The organism is Streptomyces sp. URMC 126, from assembly GCF_051386555.1.
Taxonomy (GTDB): domain Bacteria; phylum Actinomycetota; class Actinomycetes; order Streptomycetales; family Streptomycetaceae; genus Streptomyces.
This window is the reverse complement of sequence record NZ_JBPQTX010000134.1, coordinates 1-17818: the sequence shown is the minus strand read 5'-3', so window position 1 is coordinate 17818 and position 17818 is coordinate 1. Positions and strand designations below refer to the sequence as shown.

At 71.3% G+C, this 17818-nt stretch carries 9 protein-coding genes and 1 pseudogene; 9 read left to right on the top strand and 1 reads right to left on the bottom strand.

The window, feature by feature from the left end; genetic code table 11:
- Window positions 1–249 (top strand): MbtH family protein (locus tag ACSNOK_RS17765; RefSeq protein ID WP_436781671.1); only part of this gene is annotated, 249 nt, incomplete at its 5' end.
- A gap of 49 nt (window positions 250–298) precedes the next feature.
- Window positions 299–6253 (top strand): annotated as a pseudogene (locus tag ACSNOK_RS17760) (amino acid adenylation domain-containing protein); the annotation flags it as partial.
- Window positions 6254–6304: 51 nt separating this feature from the next.
- Here the strand turns inward: ACSNOK_RS17760 and ACSNOK_RS17755 are convergent.
- Complete coding sequence (locus ACSNOK_RS17755) at window positions 6305–9307, bottom strand: BTAD domain-containing putative transcriptional regulator (protein WP_436781674.1); 3003 nt, start codon at window positions 9305–9307, stop codon at window positions 6305–6307.
- A gap of 602 nt (window positions 9308–9909) precedes the next feature.
- Between ACSNOK_RS17755 and ccrA the strand changes: the two genes are divergently transcribed.
- The 7 genes from ccrA (at window position 9910) to pssA (ending at window position 17685) form a co-directional block, all read left to right on the top strand.
- Window positions 9910–11247, top strand: a complete 1338-nt coding sequence (gene ccrA, locus ACSNOK_RS17750; RefSeq protein ID WP_436781670.1) for a crotonyl-CoA carboxylase/reductase — start codon at window positions 9910–9912, stop codon at window positions 11245–11247.
- Window positions 11247–13289, top strand: a complete 2043-nt coding sequence (locus ACSNOK_RS17745; RefSeq protein WP_436781669.1) for a protein meaA — start codon at window positions 11247–11249, stop codon at window positions 13287–13289. The genes ccrA and ACSNOK_RS17745 overlap by 1 nt, the downstream gene beginning before the upstream one ends.
- Window positions 13286–14263, top strand: a complete 978-nt coding sequence (locus ACSNOK_RS17740) for an HpcH/HpaI aldolase/citrate lyase family protein (protein ID WP_436781668.1) — start codon at window positions 13286–13288, stop codon at window positions 14261–14263. Before ACSNOK_RS17745 ends, ACSNOK_RS17740 begins: the two co-directional genes overlap by 4 nt.
- A 5-nt stretch (window positions 14264–14268) precedes the next feature.
- Window positions 14269–14781 (top strand): MaoC family dehydratase, encoded by a 513-nt coding sequence (locus ACSNOK_RS17735; protein WP_436781673.1) that lies wholly within the window; start codon window positions 14269–14271, stop codon window positions 14779–14781.
- 8 nt (window positions 14782–14789) lie between these two features.
- A complete protein-coding gene (locus tag ACSNOK_RS17730; protein WP_436781672.1) occupies window positions 14790–15995 on the top strand; it encodes an acyl-CoA dehydrogenase family protein in 1206 nt (401 codons plus the stop codon).
- 192 nt (window positions 15996–16187) lie between these two features.
- Window positions 16188–16844 carry a phosphatidylserine decarboxylase gene (locus ACSNOK_RS17725; protein WP_436781667.1) on the top strand — a complete coding sequence of 219 codons (657 nt, stop codon included), beginning with the start codon at window positions 16188–16190 and terminating at the stop codon, window positions 16842–16844.
- On the top strand, window positions 16831–17685 hold the full coding sequence (gene pssA, locus ACSNOK_RS17720; RefSeq protein WP_004945535.1) for a CDP-diacylglycerol--serine O-phosphatidyltransferase: 855 nt from the start codon (window positions 16831–16833) through the stop codon (window positions 17683–17685). Before ACSNOK_RS17725 ends, pssA begins: the two co-directional genes overlap by 14 nt.
- Window positions 17686–17818: the final 133 nt, after the last annotated feature.

The following is a 17818-nucleotide window of genomic DNA, read 5'->3' as shown; positions in this document are numbered from 1 at the left end:
AGAGACAGTCCCTGTTCCCCCCGCCTTGCCGGAAAGGACACCCCAGTGGTGACGAACCCCTTCGAAGACGCCGACGGGACCTACCTGGTCCTGACCAACGACAGCAATCAGCACTCCCTGTGGCCCACGCGGCTCGCACCCCCCATGGGCTGGACCGTGGTTTACGGTGCGGCCGGCTACCAGTCCTGCCTCGACTACGTCGAAGAGCACTGGGACGACCTGACGCCGCGACCGGCCGTCGGCAAGTGAACCGGTACCGGATCTCCAAGGGGGAGTCATGACGAATGCGCGGAAGACGCGGTCGGTTCAAGAAGAGCTGTTGTGCGGTCTGTTCGCTCAGGTGCTGGGTGTGCCGAGCGTGGATGTGGACGACAACTTCTTCGCCCTGGGCGGCCACTCGCTCAAGGCCGCCCAGTTGCTCAGCCGGATCCGCTCGGTACTGGGCGTGCAACTGGGTGTGCGGGAGCTGTTCGGCGCGCCCACGGTGGCGGGTCTGGCTGAGCGACTGGCGGCGCAGGCCCCGGACGGTGCGGCGCCGGCCCGTCCGGCGGTGACGCGCCGGGCGCGGCCGGAGGTGCTACCGCTGTCGTTCGCCCAGCAGCGGTTGTGGTTTCTCGACCGGTTCGAGCAGAGTCCCACGTACAACGCGCCGTTCGCCTTCCGGGTCCGGGGTGGGGTGGATGCCGATGCGCTGCGGTCGGCGATCGGTGACGTCGTTGCGCGTCACGAGTCCCTGCGGACGGTGTTCCCCGCGGTCGACGGTGAGCCTTTCCAGCGGGTCCTCGCCCCTGGCGAGGCTTCGGTGGAGCTCAGGGTGGTCCGGTGCGCGGCCGAGGAGGTCACCGCACGCTTCCACGAGGACGCCTTCACGCCCTTCCGGCTGGCGGACGAACTCCCCCTCAGAGCCACCCTGTTCACCACGGCTGACGACGATCACACCCTCCTTCTGACGTTGCATCACATCGCGAGTGACGGGTGGTCGGAGGCGCCGTTGCTGCGCGACCTGTCCACTGCCTACGAGGCCCGGCTCGCCGGAGGTGCGCCGCGGTGGGAGCCCCTGCCGGTCCAGTACGGCGATTACACCCTCTGGCAGCGTGAGCTCCTGGAGGAGACCGGCAAGGAGCAGGCGGAATTCTGGACCCGGACCCTGGCCGGTCTGCCGCAGGAACTGGCCCTGCCCACCGACCGGCCCCGCCCGGCACACCCCACCCACACCGGCGGGCTCCTCCGCTTCGACATCCCCGCCGAGGTCCATACCCGGCTGGAGTCCCTCGCCCGCGGGCAGGGGGCGACACTCTTCATGACTCTGCAAGCGGCGCTCGCGGCGCTGTTCACCAGGTTGGGTGCCGGCACGGACATCCCGCTCGGCACCGCCACCGCGGGGCGGACGGACCAGGCCCTGGACGAACTCGTGGGATTCTTCGTCAACACGCTCGTCCTGCGTACCGACACCTCCGGCGATCCGACCTTCGCGGAGCTGCTGCGGCGGGTGCGGGAAGCGGACCTCGCCGCGCTGGCCCATCAAGACCTGCCCTTCGAGCGACTGGTGGAGGAGCTCAACCCGGACCGCACCAGCGCCCGGCACCCGCTCTTCCAGACCATGCTCGTCCTGCAGAACAACGCCCAGGCCACCCTGGACCTCCCCGGCACCACCATCACAGCGCAGCCCCTCGACGCCGCGCCCTCCAAATTCGACCTCGGCTGGAGCTTCACCGAGCATCGCGAGGCCGGCGGCGGTCCGGCGGGCATCTCGGGCATCCTGCAGTTCGCCACCGACCTCTTCGACCACGTGACCGCCGAGACCCTCCACCGCCTCCTGGCCCGTCTCCTCGATGCCGCCGCCGCGGACCCGGAGACCCCTGTCGGCTCGCTGGAGGTCTTCGAGACGGCGGAGCGGGAACGCGCCTTGCGCGGCCGCGCCGAGGAGCGCCGCCGCGCCCTCGCCGACGAGGCGGCAGCGGCGTCGGCAGCGGTCCGCGAGGGGCGCGGCCCGCGGTCGGTGCAGGAAGAGCTGTTGTGCGGTCTGTTCGCTCAGGTGCTGGGTGTGCCGAGCGTGGATGTGGACGACAACTTCTTCGCCCTGGGCGGCCACTCGCTGAAAGCCACCCGGCTCATCAGCCGGATCCGCTCGGTACTGGGCGTGGAACTGGGCGTTCGCGCGCTGTTCGGCGCGCCCACCGTGGCGAGCCTCGCCGCCTGCCTGGCCGACGGAGTGGCGGCTCGTCCGGCGGTGACGCGCCGGGCGCGGCCGGAGGTGCTACCGCTGTCGTTCGCCCAGCAGCGGTTGTGGTTTCTCGACCGGTTCGAGCAGAGTCCCACGTACAACGCGCCGTTCGCCTTCCGGGTCCGGGGTGGGGTGGATGCCGATGCGCTGCGGTCGGCGATCGGTGACGTCGTTGCGCGTCACGAGTCCCTGCGGACGGTGTTCCCCGCGGTCGACGGTGAGCCTTTCCAGCGGGTCCTCGCCCCTGGCGAGGCTTCGGTGGAGCTCAGGGTGGTCCGGTGCGCGGCCGAGGAGGTCACCGCACGCTTCCACGAGGACGCCTTCACGCCCTTCCGGCTGGCGGACGAACTGCCCATACGGGTGACGCTGTTCTCGGTCGAGCCCGACGACCAAGTTCTTCTGCTGACGTTGCATCATATCGCGAGTGACGGGTGGTCGGAGGCGCCGTTGCTGCGCGACCTGTCCACTGCGTACGAGGCCCGGCTCGCCGGAGGTGCGCCGCGGTGGGAGCCCCTGCCGGTCCAGTACGGCGATTACACCCTCTGGCAGCGTGAGCTCCTGGAGGAGACCGGCAAGGAGCAGGCGGAATTCTGGACCCGGACCCTGGCCGGTCTGCCGCAGGAACTGGCCCTGCCCACCGACCGGCCCCGCCCGGCACACCCCACCCACACCGGCGGACTTGTCCACTTCGACGTCCCCGCGGAACTCCACGCCCGCCTGGACACCCTCGCCCGTGATCACGGCGCGACCCTCTTCATGGCCCTCCAGGCCACATTGGCCACACTGCTCACCAGGTTGGGTGCCGGCACGGACATCCCGCTCGGCACCGCCACCGCGGGGCGGACGGACCAGGCCCTGGACGAACTCGTGGGATTCTTCGTCAACACGCTCGTCCTGCGTACCGACACCTCCGGCGATCCGACCTTCGCGGAGCTGCTGCGGCGGGTGCGGGAAGCGGACCTCGCCGCGCTGGCCCATCAAGACCTGCCCTTCGAGCGACTGGTGGAGGAGCTCAACCCGGACCGCACCAGCGCCCGGCACCCGCTCTTCCAGACCATGCTCGTCCTGCAGAACAACGCCCAGGCCACCCTGGACCTCCCCGGCACCACCATCACGCCCCGGCAGCTGGAGTCCGCACCCACCAAGTTCGACCTCGACTTCACCTTCGTCGAGCGGCACGCGGCGGACGGATCGCCCGCCGGGCTCCACGGCATCCTGCACTACTCGGCCGACCTGTTCGACCGCGGCACCGCCGAGACCCTGGCTCAGCGCCTGCTGCGTGTCGTGACCGCCGTCACCGGAGCTCCAGACACCCCCGTCGGCACGCTGGACCTGCTGTCCCCGCAGGAGAGCAGCCGCATCCTGACCCAGTGGAACGACACCGCCCGCGTGCTGCCGGACGACCGGCTGCTTCACGAGGTCTTCGAGGAGCACGCCCGGCGCACGCCCGCCGCCACGGCCCTCGTGGACGCGCACGGCCCGATGACCTTCGACGAGCTCAACAGCCGCGCCAACCGGCTGGCCTGGATGCTGATCGGCCAGGGCGTGGGGCCGGACCAGCACGTGGCCACGCTGCTGCCGCGTACCAGCGAGCACATCGTCGCCCAGCTGGCCGTGCTCAAGGCCGGCGGCTGCCACGTACCGCTGGACCCTGAGGACCCGGTCGAGCGGCTCGCCCTCATGCTGGCGGACGCGGCCCCGGCCCTGTTGCTGACCGACGTGGCGAACGAGGCCCGGATACAGCCGCACTGCGCGGCGGACCTGCCGGTCCTGCCCGTCGACGACCCCTCCGTCCAGGCAGTCCGCGCCCGTTACGCGCACGTCGACCCCGCCCGCGAGGACCGGCCCGTACGGCTGCGCCCCGACCATCTCGCCTACGTGATCTACACCTCCGGTTCGACCGGACGGCCCAAGGGCGTGGCGGTCGAGCACCGCGGCCTGGTCAACCTGCTCCACGGTCACCTCGGTGAGGTTTACGCGGCCCAGGCGGCGGGCGGGCGGCGCATCCGGGCCGCGCTGACCGGGCCACTGACCTTCGACTCCTCCTGGTGCCCGCTGCTGTGGCTGATGGGCGGCCACGAGCTGCACCTGATCGATGACGAGACCCGCCGCGACCCGCAGGCGCTGGTCGAGTACGTCGCCGCCGAGGCCGTCGACTACCTGGAGGTCTCGCCGACGTTCTGCCGCCAACTCCTGCTGGCGGGGCTGCTGTCCGCTGAGCGGCCCTCACGGCCGCGTATCATCGAGCTCGGCGGCGAGGGCTGCGACCAGGCCCTGTGGAGCGAGCTGCGAGCCGTGCCCGGAACCGCCACCGTCAACGGCTACGGCCCGACCGAGGCCACGGTGTACGTCTCGTACGCACACGCCGCGGAGCACGAGCGGCCGTCGATCGGACGCCCGATGGGCAACAACCGGGCCTACGTCCTGGATCCGAGGCTGCGCCCCGTTCCGGCAGGAGTGGTCGGCGAGCTCTACCTGGCGGGTGCGGGAGTGGCCCGCGGCTACGTCGGCCGGCCCGCGCTGACCGCGCAGCGGTTCGTGGCCTGCCCCTACGGTGCGCCGGGGGAGCGCATGTACCGTACCGGTGACCTGGCGCGGTGGACCGCCGACGGGGTGCTGGAGTACGTGGGCCGCGCCGACGAGCAGGTCAAGATCCGGGGCTTCCGGATTGAACCGGGCGAGGTGGAGACGGTCCTCGCCGGTCATCCGGCGGTCCGTCAGGTCGCCGTGATCGTCCGCGAGGACCGGCCGGGCGACCGCAGACTCGTCGCCTACGCGGTTCCCGAGCAGGACGGCGCGGGCCCCGCCGACGGCCCGACGGCGGCGGACGCGGGCGACCTGCGCCGCTTCGCGGCGGCCGCACTGCCACGGCACATGGTCCCGTCCGCCTTCGTCTTCCTCGACGCGCTGCCGCTGACCTCGCGCGGAAAGCTGGACCGGCGGTCACTGCCGGCTCCGGGAGACGGCGCGACGGCGCACCGGCGAGGCCCCCGGTCGGTCCGCGAGGAGCTGCTGTGCGGCCTGTACGCGCAGGTGCTGGGCGTGCCGGAAGTCGGCGTCGACGACGACTTCTTCGCCCTGGGCGGCCATTCGATGCTCGCCGTCCGGCTGATCAGCCGGGTGCGTTCGGTGCTCGGGGCCGAACTGGACATCCGGACCCTGTTCGACGCACCCACCGTCGCCGAACTCGGCGAACGCCTCGCCCAGGACCGGCGCGAGGACTCCCTCGCCGTTCTCCTCCCTCTGCGCAGGGCACGCACCGCGGCACGCGCGGCGACCACCTCCCACGCGGAGGCCGCCGCCCCCGCCCCGCTCTTCTGCGTCCACCCGGCGGCGGGCATCAGCTGGGTGTATTCGGGACTGCTCCGCCACCTGGCGCCCGACCAGCCGGTGTACGGTCTCCAGGCGCACGGGCTCGCCGAGGCGGACGCCGCCCCGGCGAGCATGGCGGAGATGGTGGAGGCCTATCTCGCACAGATCCGCTCAGTACGGCCCCAGGGCCCCTACGCGCTGCTCGGCTGGTCCTTCGGCGGGCTGGTCGCCCACGAGTTGGCCGTACGGCTTCAGGAGGAAGGCCAGGAGGTCGCCTCCCTCGTGCTGCTGGACAGCTACCCGCCGGCCGACGGCGTCCCCGCCGGGGCGGAGCCGGACGAGGACGAGCTCCGGCAGGCGCTCTTCGCCTCGCTGGGGCACCGGCCGGACGCCGCCGACCCCGAGGGGCCGCTCGCGCTGCTCGGAGAGCGGGGTCTCGCCGCCATGGTCCAGGTGTTCGCCCACCACGGCGCCCTCCAAAACGCCTTCGTGCCCCGGACCTTCCGGGGCGACGTGCTGCTCTTCGAGGCCACCGAGGGCAAGGCCGCGGGCTCCCCCCGGCCGGATGCCTGGCGGCCGTACGTCACGGGCCGCATCGACGTCACCCCCGTCAAGGGCGAACACGGCGAGCTGACCCGTCCCGACCGGCTCACCCACATAGGGCCCGTCCTCGCCGACAGGCTGGCCGGAGGCCGGCGGACACCCGTGCGCGGGTGACATGGACGGCGCGGTTCCGCCCGGGTGCCCCCATCGCCCGGCGGGGCCGCGTCACGGCATCGCGGCGTCCGCCGGCCCGGTCAGCCGCATCTCCCGGTACAGGTCCGCGGCCCGTGCCAGATGGCCGTCCGCCTCGGTGGTCCGCCCCACGGCTCGCAGGGCCTCGCCGAGCGCCTGCCGGCTGCCCGCCATCAGCTGGTGTTCCTGGGTGAGCCGGGCCACGGCCACGGCCTCCCGGGCATGACCGACGGCGGCCTCGGCCTCCCCGGTCGCCAGCAGGGCCCTGGCCAGCCCGAAGCGGCACTCCGCCTCGTTGCGGACATGGTCACTGGCCCGTGCCCGCTCCAGCGCCCGCCGGTAGAGGCGGGCAGCCGCCGCGTGGTCACCGGCGTACAACAGGCTGTCCGCCTCCGTCATGATCACCCTGATCAGCCACTTCACGTCCTCGTCGCGGGTGAAGACACCGGCCAGCTCCCGGCACTGCGCCCCGATGGCGGCCAGGTCCATGCGCCGGCCGGGATCCTGGACCTCGACCTGGAGCAGGACGGTGCCGCGCCGCGCGACCAGGGACCGGTCGCCGGTAGCCGCCGCCAGCGCAACGGACCGCAGCGCGTGGCTGCGGGCCGACGCGAAGTCTCCCAGCATCACGTCGATTTGGGCCAGCATGACGAGGGCGAAGAGCACGGCGAGGAAGGGCCGCAGGCCGTCGGCGGGCCGGGGTGCGTCACCGAAGATCTCTACCGCCTTCAACAGGTGTTCCCGGGAGCGGCGCAGGGAACCGGGGGACAAGTGCTTCTTGAGGGCCGTCCCCGCCGCGTAGTACGCCGCGCCGACCACGCCCTCGCCGCAGTGCGCCAGCGCGGCCGGGACCAGCGCGGTGGCGGCCCGTGCCAGCTGTCCCAGGGGCAGCACCTCCTCGAAGCAGGGCAGGAGGACCAGTACGTCCACGGCCAGAGCCACCGACTCCGCGTCGCCGCTGACCGCCGCCTGCTCGACCACGGCGGTCAGCTCGGGCAGCACGCGGCGGATCCACAGCATCGCCTCGTGCCCGCTGCCGACGTCCACGTTCACGGTCCGGCGCGGGTGCAGATCGGCGGTCAACGGGCCGGCCAGCGGCTGGGAGGCCACGACAGCCGCGACCACCCCGGCGCACAGGAAGTCGACCGCGTTGCGCACCGCCTCGCGGCGCTCGGACGCGGACAGCCCGGTGCGGGCCTTCTCCCTCGCGTACGCCCCGACCAGGTCGTGGAAGTGGTAGCGGCCCGGCGCGCCCGCCTCCAGGAGCGCGGCGTCGACGAGCGCCTCCAGCGTGCGCTCCGCGTCCCGCTCCGGCACCCGCAGGACCGCCGCGGCCGCCTGGACGCCGAACTCGGAGTAGTGCGGGATCGACAGGGCCAGCAACGCTCCGGCGTGCGGAGCGGACAGCTGCGCGAAGGACATCTCGAACACCGCCTCGACCGCGGCATCGCCCACCCGTAACTCTCTGAGCAGCCGGGCCTGGTCCGAGACCCGCTCCAGCAGCGCGGCGACGCTCCACGCGGGACGGGCCGCCAGCCGCGCGCCTGCCGCCCGCAGCGCGAGCGGCAGGGTGCCGCAGGTCGCCGCCAGTGCCGAGACGGCCTCCGGCTCCTCCTCGATCCGCCGGCTCCCCGCGATCCTGCCGATGAGTTCCACGGCGTCGTCGACGCCGAGCCCCTTCAGCGGCAGGGTGACCGTGGCCGGCATCGCGGTCAGGGAACGGGCCGTGATGAGCACGGAGCACCGGCCCGCGCCCGGCAGCAGCGGTTCGACCTGGGCCGCTGTCGTGGCGTTGTCGAGCACGACCAGGACAGCCCGTCGCGAGAGCAGGGTGCGGAAGAGCGCCGCGCGATCGGCCAGGGACACCGGTATCCGCTCAGCGGGGACGCCCAGCGCCGCCAGGAAGCCCGCCAGGATCCCGGCCGGTTCGGCCGGGGTGCCGTCGGGGGCACGCAGGCTCGCGTACAACTGCCCGCCGGGGTAGGACCTGGCGACCGCGTGCGCCACCCGCAGGGCCAGCGCCGTCTTGCCGACCCCGCCCATGCCCGTGATGACGGCCACGGCGTGCGGGCGGCCCGCGGTGAGCGCGGCGACCAGCGTGGCCACCTGCTCGTGGCGTCCGGTGAAGTCGGACGGTACCGGCGGCAGCTGGGCGGGCTCCTGTGTCCCGGGGGTGTCCGGCGGCGCTGCGCCCGGCGCGGCGGCGTCCCCGTCGCCGGCGGCGGGCGGCAGGAAGAGGGCCTGATCCCCCGCCAGGATCGCGGCGTGCAGCTCGCGCAGGGCAGGTCCGGTGCCGATGCCCAGGTCGTCGGCGAGCACCCGGCGGGCGCGGTCGTACGCCGACAGCGCTTCGGCGCCCCGCCCTGACCGGTACAGGGCCAGCATCAGCGCACCGTGCAGCCGTTCCCGGTACGGGTACGCCTTGAGAGCCTGCTCGATGTCCGGCACCGCCTCAGCGTGGCGCCCGCAGGCCAGCAGCAGTTCCAAGCGCAGCTCCAGCGCGGACGCGCGCTGCTCGCCCAGCGCACGGCGCCGGTCCTGCGCGAACGGCCCGGGCAGTCCCGCCAGCGCGGGGCCCTGCCACATCGCGAGGGCCTCCTCCAGGCAGGCGCCCGCCGCCGCGGGGGCGCCCGCCTCGGCGTGGCGCCGGGCCCGCGCGGTGAGCCGGCCGAAGCGCACGGCGTCCACCTGCTCCCCGGGAAGCCGGAGCACGTACCCGTCGGCTGTGGTCGCGATGACCGCGTCCCGCCCCTCGCCGCCCGGCTCCGCGCCGTCCTCGCGCTCCAGGTGCGTGCGCAGCCGGTGGACGTAATTGACGACGACTCGCCGGGCGGAGGCGGGCGGGTCGTCGTCATAGAGGCCGTCGACCAGCTCGTCGACCGTCACGAGCGTCCCTACGCTCAGCGCCAGTGCCGCCAGCACGGCCTGCGGCCCGGGAGCGCCGGGCCGGCTGGCGTCGCCTCGGGCCGAGACGTACCGGACGGGCCCCAGCAAACGGATGCGGACCGCCCCGCCCACCGCGGGCGCCTGTGACATCTCCACCCGCACGTCTCCCGTACGCCGACCTAGCAGACCTTGTGGATCTTCTGCCGGTGATCATAAGCGGGCGGCCGACCGAAGTCAGGGCTCTGCGGAGTGGGATCGCGCCGAGCGTGCGCCCGGCCGTGCGAGCGGTGTCCAGACGTCGCGGAGGCCGCCTGGAAGCCCGGCCCCTCATCCTGGCCCACTCGGAAAAGCGCCGGTGAGCGGCAGCTCCGGACAGCCCGCCTCGCGGGCGGTCATGCCCCGGCGGTGGAAACCGATCCTGTTACGGCAAGCCCCTACACGCCCAGCCCCGCTCATCTGTGAACCCCCGGTGACAGATGTCTCAAATTCCTGGCACCGAGTGTCTTGTCGAGTGGCACGCCGTGCCATACCTTGATGCTGTCCGGGCGGCCGGCGCACAGACGAAACGTCGTGTGCCGGCTGTCCCCGCAAGCACCACCTTGCGCGCCCGGACCGCCTGCGTCACCAGGCACACGTACCGCCTGCGCGGCCATCCCGCGCGCTCCCGCGCCACCCACCGAACCGACGGCTCCATTCCCCCGACGTTCCCTCAAGCCGTTTCCCCGAGAACGCGCTTCGCCGGAGGCACTACCGTGAACCAGATACTCGACGCCATCCTCGCCACCGACACCACCAGCGAGGACTTCGCCGCCCTGCCGATCCCCGAGTCCTACCGCGCGGTGACCGTGCACAAGGACGAGGCGGACATGTTCGCCGGGCTGACCACCCGGGAGAAGGACCCGCGCAAGTCCCTGCACGTCGAGGAGGTGCCGGTGCCCGAACTCGGGCCCGGTGAGGCGCTGGTGGCCGTGATGGCCAGCTCGGTGAACTACAACTCCGTGTGGACCTCCATCTTCGAGCCCGTCTCGACCTTCTCCTTCCTGGAGCGCTACGGCAAGCTCTCCCCCCTCACCGCCCGCCACGACCTGCCGTACCACGTCATCGGCTCCGACCTCGCGGGCGTCGTGCTGCGCACGGGACCCGGCGTCAACGCCTGGAAGCCGGGCGACGAGGTCGTCGCGCACTGCCTGTCCGTCGAGTTGGAGTCCGCCGACGGGCACAACGACACGATGCTGGACCCGCAGCAGCGGATCTGGGGCTTCGAGACCAACTTCGGCGGCCTCGCCGAGATCGCGCTGGTGAAGTCCAACCAGCTGATGCCCAAGCCGGACCACCTCAGCTGGGAGGAGGCCGCCGCCCCCGGCCTGGTCAACTCCACCGCGTACCGGCAGCTCGTCTCGCGCAACGGCGCGGGGATGAAGCAGGGCGACAACGTGCTGATCTGGGGCGCGAGCGGCGGACTCGGCTCGTACGCCACGCAGTTCGCGCTCGCCGGCGGCGCCAACCCGATCTGCGTCGTCTCCAGCGAGCAGAAGGCGGAGATCTGCCGCCGGATGGGCGCCGAGGCGATCATAGACCGGAACGCCGAGGGGTACCGGTTCTGGAAGGACGAGCACAGCCAGGACCCGCGCGAGTGGAAGCGGTTCGGCAAGCGCATCCGCGAACTCACCGGCGGCGAGGACGTGGACATCGTCTTCGAGCACCCCGGCCGCGAGACGTTCGGCGCCTCCGTCTACGTCACCCGCAAGGGCGGCACCATCGTCACCTGCGCCTCCACCTCCGGCTACGACCACCAGTACGACAACCGCTACCTGTGGATGTCGCTCAAGCGGATCGTCGGCTCGCACTTCGCCAACTACCGCGAGGCGTGGGAGGCCAACCGGCTGATCGCCAAGGGGAAGATCCACCCGACGCTGTCGAAGACGTACCGGCTGGAGGAGACCGGCCAGGCCGCGTACGACGTCCACCGCAACCTCCACCAGGGCAAGGTCGGCGTGCTCGCGCTGGCCCCCGAGGAGGGCATGGGCGTCCGCGACGAGGAGATGCGCTCCCGGCACATCGAGGCCATCAACCGCTTCCGGAACGTCTGATGGGCTCCGAGAACCAAGGCGAGAGGAACCAGGGCGAGAGGCGGAAGGACCGCCCCTGGCTCATGCGGACGTACGCCGGCCACTCCACCGCCGAGGCGTCCAACGAGCTCTACCGCCGCAACCTCGCCAAGGGCCAGACGGGCCTGTCCGTCGCCTTCGACCTGCCCACCCAGACCGGTTACGACCCCGACCACGTCCTCGCCCGCGGCGAGGTCGGCCGGGTCGGGGTGCCGGTCTCGCAACTGGGCGACATGCGACGGCTGTTCCAGGACATCCCGCTGGAGCGGATGAACACCTCCATGACCATCAACGCCACCGCCATGTGGCTGCTGGCCATGTACCAGGTGGTCGCGGAGGAGCAGGGCGCGGACGTCACCACGCTCCAGGGGACGACGCAGAACGACATCGTCAAGGAGTACCTCTCGCGCGGGACGCACGTCTTCCCGCCGGGGCCGTCGCTGCGGCTGACCACCGACATGATCGCGTACACGGTCGCGCACATCCCCAAGTGGAACCCGATCAACATCTGCAGCTACCACCTCCAGGAGGCCGGGGCCACCCCGGTCCAGGAGATCGCGTACGCCATGTCCACCGCCATCGCGGTGCTGGACGCGGTGCGCGACTCGGGGCAGGTGCCGGCCGAGCGGTTCGGGGACGTCGTCGCCCGCATCTCGTTCTTCGTGAACGCGGGCGTCCGCTTCGTCGAGGAGATGTGCAAGATGCGGGCGTTCGGCCGCATCTGGGACACCATCACCCGGGACCGCTACGGCATCGAGAACCCCAAGCAGCGCCGCTTCCGCTACGGCGTCCAGGTCAACTCGCTCGGTCTGACCGAGGCGCAGCCGGAGAACAACGTCCAGCGGATCGTCCTGGAGATGCTGGCCGTCACCCTCTCCAAGGACGCGCGCGCCCGCGCCGTCCAGCTGCCCGCCTGGAACGAGGCGCTGGGCCTCCCCCGCCCCTGGGACCAGCAGTGGTCGCTGCGCATCCAGCAGGTGCTGGCGCACGAGAGCGACCTGCTGGAGTACGACGACATCTTCGCCGGCTCGCATGTGATCGAAGAGAAGGTCGCCGGGCTGGTCACCGAGAGCCTGGCGGAGATCGACCGCATCCAGGAGATGGGCGGTGCGATGGCCGCCGTCGAGTCCGGCTACCTCAAGGCGCAGCTCGTCTCCTCGCACGCCGAGCGGCGGGCGCGGATCGAGTCGGGCGAGGAGAAGATCGTCGGGGTCAACTGCTTCGAGACCACCGAGCCCAACCCGCTCACCGCCGACCTCGACACCGCCATCATGACGGTGGACCCGGACAACGAGGCGCGGGTGGTGGCGGCGCTGCACCGCTGGCGGGACGACCGGGACGAGTTCCGCGCCCAGGAGGCGCTGTCGGTGCTGAAGAAGACCGCGGCCGGCTCCGAGAACCTGATGCCCGCGACCCTGGAGTGCGTCCGCGCCGGGGTGACGACGGGCGAGTGGGCCTGGGCGCTGCGCGACGTCTTCGGCGAGTTCCGCGCCCCGACGGGCGTCAGCGGCGCGCCGCTGGCCGTCACGGCGGAGGCCGGCACTCCGCTGGCGGCGGTCCGGGAGAAGGTCACCCGGACCGCGTCGGACCTGGGCACCGGCCGGCTGCGGCTGCTCGTCGGCAAGCCCGGCCTGGACGGGCACTCCAACGGCGCCGAGCAGATCGCCGTCCGGGCCCGCGACGCCGGCTTCGAGGTGGTCTACCAGGGGATCCGGCTGACCCCCGAACAGATCGTCGCGGCGGCCGTCGCGGAGGACGTGCACTGCGTCGGCCTGTCCATCCTCTCCGGCTCGCACGCCGAGCTCGTCCCGGACGTGCTGGCCCGGATGCGGGCGGCGGGGGCGGGCGAGGTGCCCGTGATCGTGGGCGGGATCATTCCGTCCGCCGACGCCGCCGCGCTCCGGGAGGCCGGGGTGGCGGCGGTCTTCACCCCGAAGGACTTCGGTATCACCGAGATCATCGGCCGTATCGTCGATGAGATCCGCACAGCGAACGCGCTCGACCCCCTGGAGGTCTCCGCATGACCGGCACCCCCGCCACTCCGGTTAACCGGCTTCGTCCCCGCCGCTCCTGCCTCGCCGTCCCCGGCAGCAACCCCCGCTTCCTGGAGAAGGCCCAGGGCCTCCCGGCGGACCAGGTCTTCCTGGACCTGGAGGACGCCTGCGCGCCGATCGCCAAGGAGGGCGCCCGCCACACGATCGTGGACGCGCTCAACAACGGCGACTGGACGGGCAAGACCCGGGTCGTGCGCGTCAACGACTGGACCACCCACTGGACGTACCGGGACGTCGTCACGGTCGTCGAGGGCGCGGGCCAAAACCTGGACTGCGTCATGCTGCCGAAGGTGCAGGACGCCCAGCAGGTCGTCGCCCTGGACCTGCTGCTGACGCAGATCGAGAAGACGATGGGCTTCGAGGTCGGCCGGATCGGCATCGAGGCGCAGATCGAGAACGCCAAGGGCCTGGTGAACGTGGACGCGATCGCCGCCGCGTCGCCGCGCATGGAGACCATCGTCTTCGGGCCGGCCGACTTCATGGCGTCGATCAACATGAAGTCCCTGGTCGTCGGCGAGCAGCCGCCCGGCTACGGCGCCGACGCCTACCACTACATCCTCATGCGCATCCTGATGGCGGCCCGCGCCCACGACCTCCAGGCGATCGACGGCCCCTACCTCCAGATCCGCAACCCCGAGGGCTACCGCGAGGTGGCGGCCCGGTCGGCGGCGCTGGGCTTCGACGGCAAGTGGGTGCTCCACCCGGACCAGGTGGCGCTCGCCAACGAGATCTTCTCGCCGTCGCAGGACGACTACGACCACGCCGAGCTGATCCTGGACGCCTACGCGTACTACACGTCCGAGGCGGGCGGCGCGAAGGGCTCGGCGATGCTCGGCGACGAGATGATCGACGAGGCCAGCCGGAAGATGGCGCTGGTGATCGCGGGCAAGGGCCGCGCGGCCGGCATGTCCCGTACGTCCAAGTTCGAGATCCCGGAGGCGTGACCAGCATGCAGTTCGGCCGCACCTACGAAGAGTTCACGGTCGGTGACGTCTACAAGCACTGGCCCGGGAAGACGGTCACCGAATACGACGACCACCTCTTCTGTCTGCTCACGATGAATCATCACCCGCTGCACATGGACAGCAACTACGCGGAGCGGACGACGGATTTCGCGAAGAACGTCGTCGTGGGCAATTACGTCTATTCGCTGCTGCTGGGCATGTCGGTGCCGGATGTGTCGGGGAAGGCGATCGCCAACTTGGAGGTCGAGTCGCTGAAGCACGTGGCGCCGACGTTCCACGGCGACACGATCTACGGCGAGACGACCGTGCTGGACAAGACGCCGTCGAAGTCGAAGAGCGACCGCGGGATCGTGTACGTCGAGACCCGCGGTTACAAGCAGGACGGCACCCTCGTCTGCGTCTTCCGGCGCAAGGTGATGGTGCCCACCGCCACGTATGTGAAGGAGCGCGGCGGCGAGCAGCCCGGCCGCCCCGAACCGATCGTCCGGGAGAAGTGAAGATGGGCATGGGCCGCCTCGCGCAGACCGAGGGACTGACGGACGTCCAGCGCGAGATCCTCGCCACGGTCCGCGACTTCGTCGACAAGGAGATCATCCCGGTCGCGACGGACCTGGAGCACCGCGACGAATACCCGACCGAGATAGTCGAGGGCCTCAAGGAACTCGGCCTCTTCGGACTGATGATCCCGGAGGAGTACGGCGGGCTCGGTGAGTCGCTTCTCACATACGCGCTCTGCGTGGAGGAGATCGCCCGCGGCTGGATGAGCGTGTCGGGGATCATCAACACCCACTTCATCGTCGCCTACATGCTCAAGCAGCACGGGACGCGGGAGCAGCGCGAGTACTTCCTGCCGCGCATGGCCGCCGGCGAGGTGCGGGGCGCGTTCTCGATGTCCGAGCCGGGGCTGGGCTCCGATGTGTCGGCCATCACGTCGAAGGGCGTGCGGGACGGGGACGAGTACGTCCTCACCGGCCAGAAGATGTGGCTGACCAACGGCGGCTCGTCGACGCTGGTCGCGGTGCTCTGCCGGACGGACGAAGGGCTGCCGGAGGGGGCGGCGCCGCACAAGTCGATGACGACCTTCCTGGTGGAGAAGGAGCCCGGGTTCGGGCAGGTCAAGCCGGGCCTCACCATCCCCGGCAAGATCGACAAGATGGGCTACAAGGGCGTCGACACCACCGAGCTGATCATGGACGGGCTGCGGGTGCCGGCGGACCGCGTGCTCGGCGGGACCACCGGGCGCGGCTTTTACCAAATGATGGACGGCGTCGAGGTCGGCCGCGTGAACGTCGCGGCGCGTGGCTGTGGCGTCGCTCAGCGTGCGTTCGAACTGGGCGTCGCCTACGCGCAGCAGCGTCACACGTTCGGGAAGGCCATCGCCCAGCATCAGGCGATTCAGTTCAAGTTGGCCGAAATGGGGACAAAGGTCGAAGCCGCCCATGCGATGATGGTGAGAGCCGCCCGCACCAAGGACTCCGGTCAGCGCAACGATCTGGAGGCCGGGATGGCCAAATACCTCGCCTCCGAGTACTGCAAGGAGGTGGTGGAAGACGCCTTCCGCATCCACGGGGGCTACGGCTTCTCGAAGGAGTACGAGATCGAGCGCCTCTACCGCGAGGCTCCGATGCTCCTGATCGGGGAGGGAACGGCCGAGATCCAGAAAATGATCATCGGCCGCCGACTCCTGGAGGAGTACCGAATTCAGGGGTGAAGCAGTAGGAATTGTCCGAAATGAGGGGCTTTCGTAGAGGATTTGTCGAGAAGTAGATCACACTCTGTCATCGATGTCCGGCCATCTACTGGCCCTGGCGCTTAGCCAGTTGTCGGTCGCAACCGATAGCATCGCCGGAAAGCCGCCGTCCCCCGATCGTTAATGCGGCACCCTCCGCTACGAAGGTCACCCATGCCCCACAGCTCTACCTCTGCACCACGCGACAGCCTCCTCGGTGTACGCCTCGCGCGCGGAGCATCGCCGTGGCTCCTCCCCACCGTCGCCACGGCGGCGGTCAGCCTCACTCGTGCCCGCCGCTCCGGGCGCTGGGCCGCGGTCGCCGTGCCGACGACCGCGCTGGCCGCCGGCATGCTGTGGTTCTTCCGCGACCCGGAACGCGAGATCGCCCAGGGCCGGGTGATCTCCCCGGCCGACGGCGTGGTGCAGAGCATCATGCCCTGGAAGGACGGCCGCACCCGCGTCGCGATCTTCATGAGCCCGCTCAACGTCCACGTCAACCGCGCGCCGCTGGCCGGCACCGTGACGTCGGTCGAGCACATCCCCGGCGGGTTCGTTCCGGCGTTCAACAAGGAGAGCGAGAACAACGAGCGCGTCGTCTGGCACTTCGACACCGAGCTCGGCGACATCGAGATGGTGCAGATCGCCGGTGCCGTCGCCCGGCGCATCGTCCCCTACGTGCCCCAGGGCACCAAGGTGGAACAGGGTGAGCGCATCGGTCTGATCCGCTTCGGCTCGCGCGTCGACGTCTACCTGCCGGAGGGCGTCGAGGCGGCCGTCGAGGTGGGACAGGCCACGACAGCAGGAGTGACCCGCCTTGACCGTGATTGATCCCGACACACAGGCGACCTGGGTCCCGGAGGCGGAGCCCGAGGACGACGTCGACGACATGCCGCTCTCCACGCGGCTGTCGATAGCGGACACCCTCACCCTGGGCAACGCGATCTGCGGCTTCATGGCGGTGTACTTCACCACCACCGGCATCCTCATCCCGCACCTCACCAACAACGAGGACGGCGGCATGGCGCGCAACAACGCCGCCACCGCGGTGATGCTGATGCTGCTCGCCTCCGTCTTCGACCTGTTCGACGGCCTGGTGGCGCGCAAGCTGCGCAGCTCGGCCATGGGCGCGGAGCTGGACAACCTCTCCGACCTGATCAGCTTCGGCCTCGCCCCCGCGTACTTCGTGGTGGTCTGGGGCGTCGTCGCCCAGGGCGCGCACCAGAAGGTGTCCGCGGTCGCGGCGGTGGTGGTACTGCTGGCGGTCGTCCTACGGCTCGCCCGCTTCTCGTGCGTCACGCTGCGGGACGGGATCTTCCAGGGCATGCCGAGCCCGTTCGGCGCCCTGACGGTCGTCTCCGTGGTCCTGCTGGAGCTGCCCTTCGTGCCGACGCTCCTCGCGATCGTGGGCGTCGCGTGGCTCATGGTGAGCCGCGTCGAGTACCCGAAGCCGCGCGGGCGACTGGCCGTCGCCATGCTCAGCTGGATCGTGCTCAGCATGGGGCTGCTGGCCGCTTGGGCGTTCGACGCGCCCGGTGGGGAGCTGCTGCTCCAGACGGGGTGCGCCCTCCAGGTCGTCCTCGGCGCGGTCATTCCGCTGTTCGCCACGGCGCGGCGGGTGAACACCTTCCGCGACAACCGGCGGGAGGCGCGGGCGGCGCAGCTGCCGTAGTCGTTTGTCGTTTGAGGCCCCGGGCGAACGCCCGGGGCCTTTTTCGCGCCTTCGGCGCGGGGGGGGGGGGGGGGGGGGGGGGGGGGGGGGGGGGGGGGGGGGGGGGGGGGGGGGGGGGGGGGGGGGGGGGGGG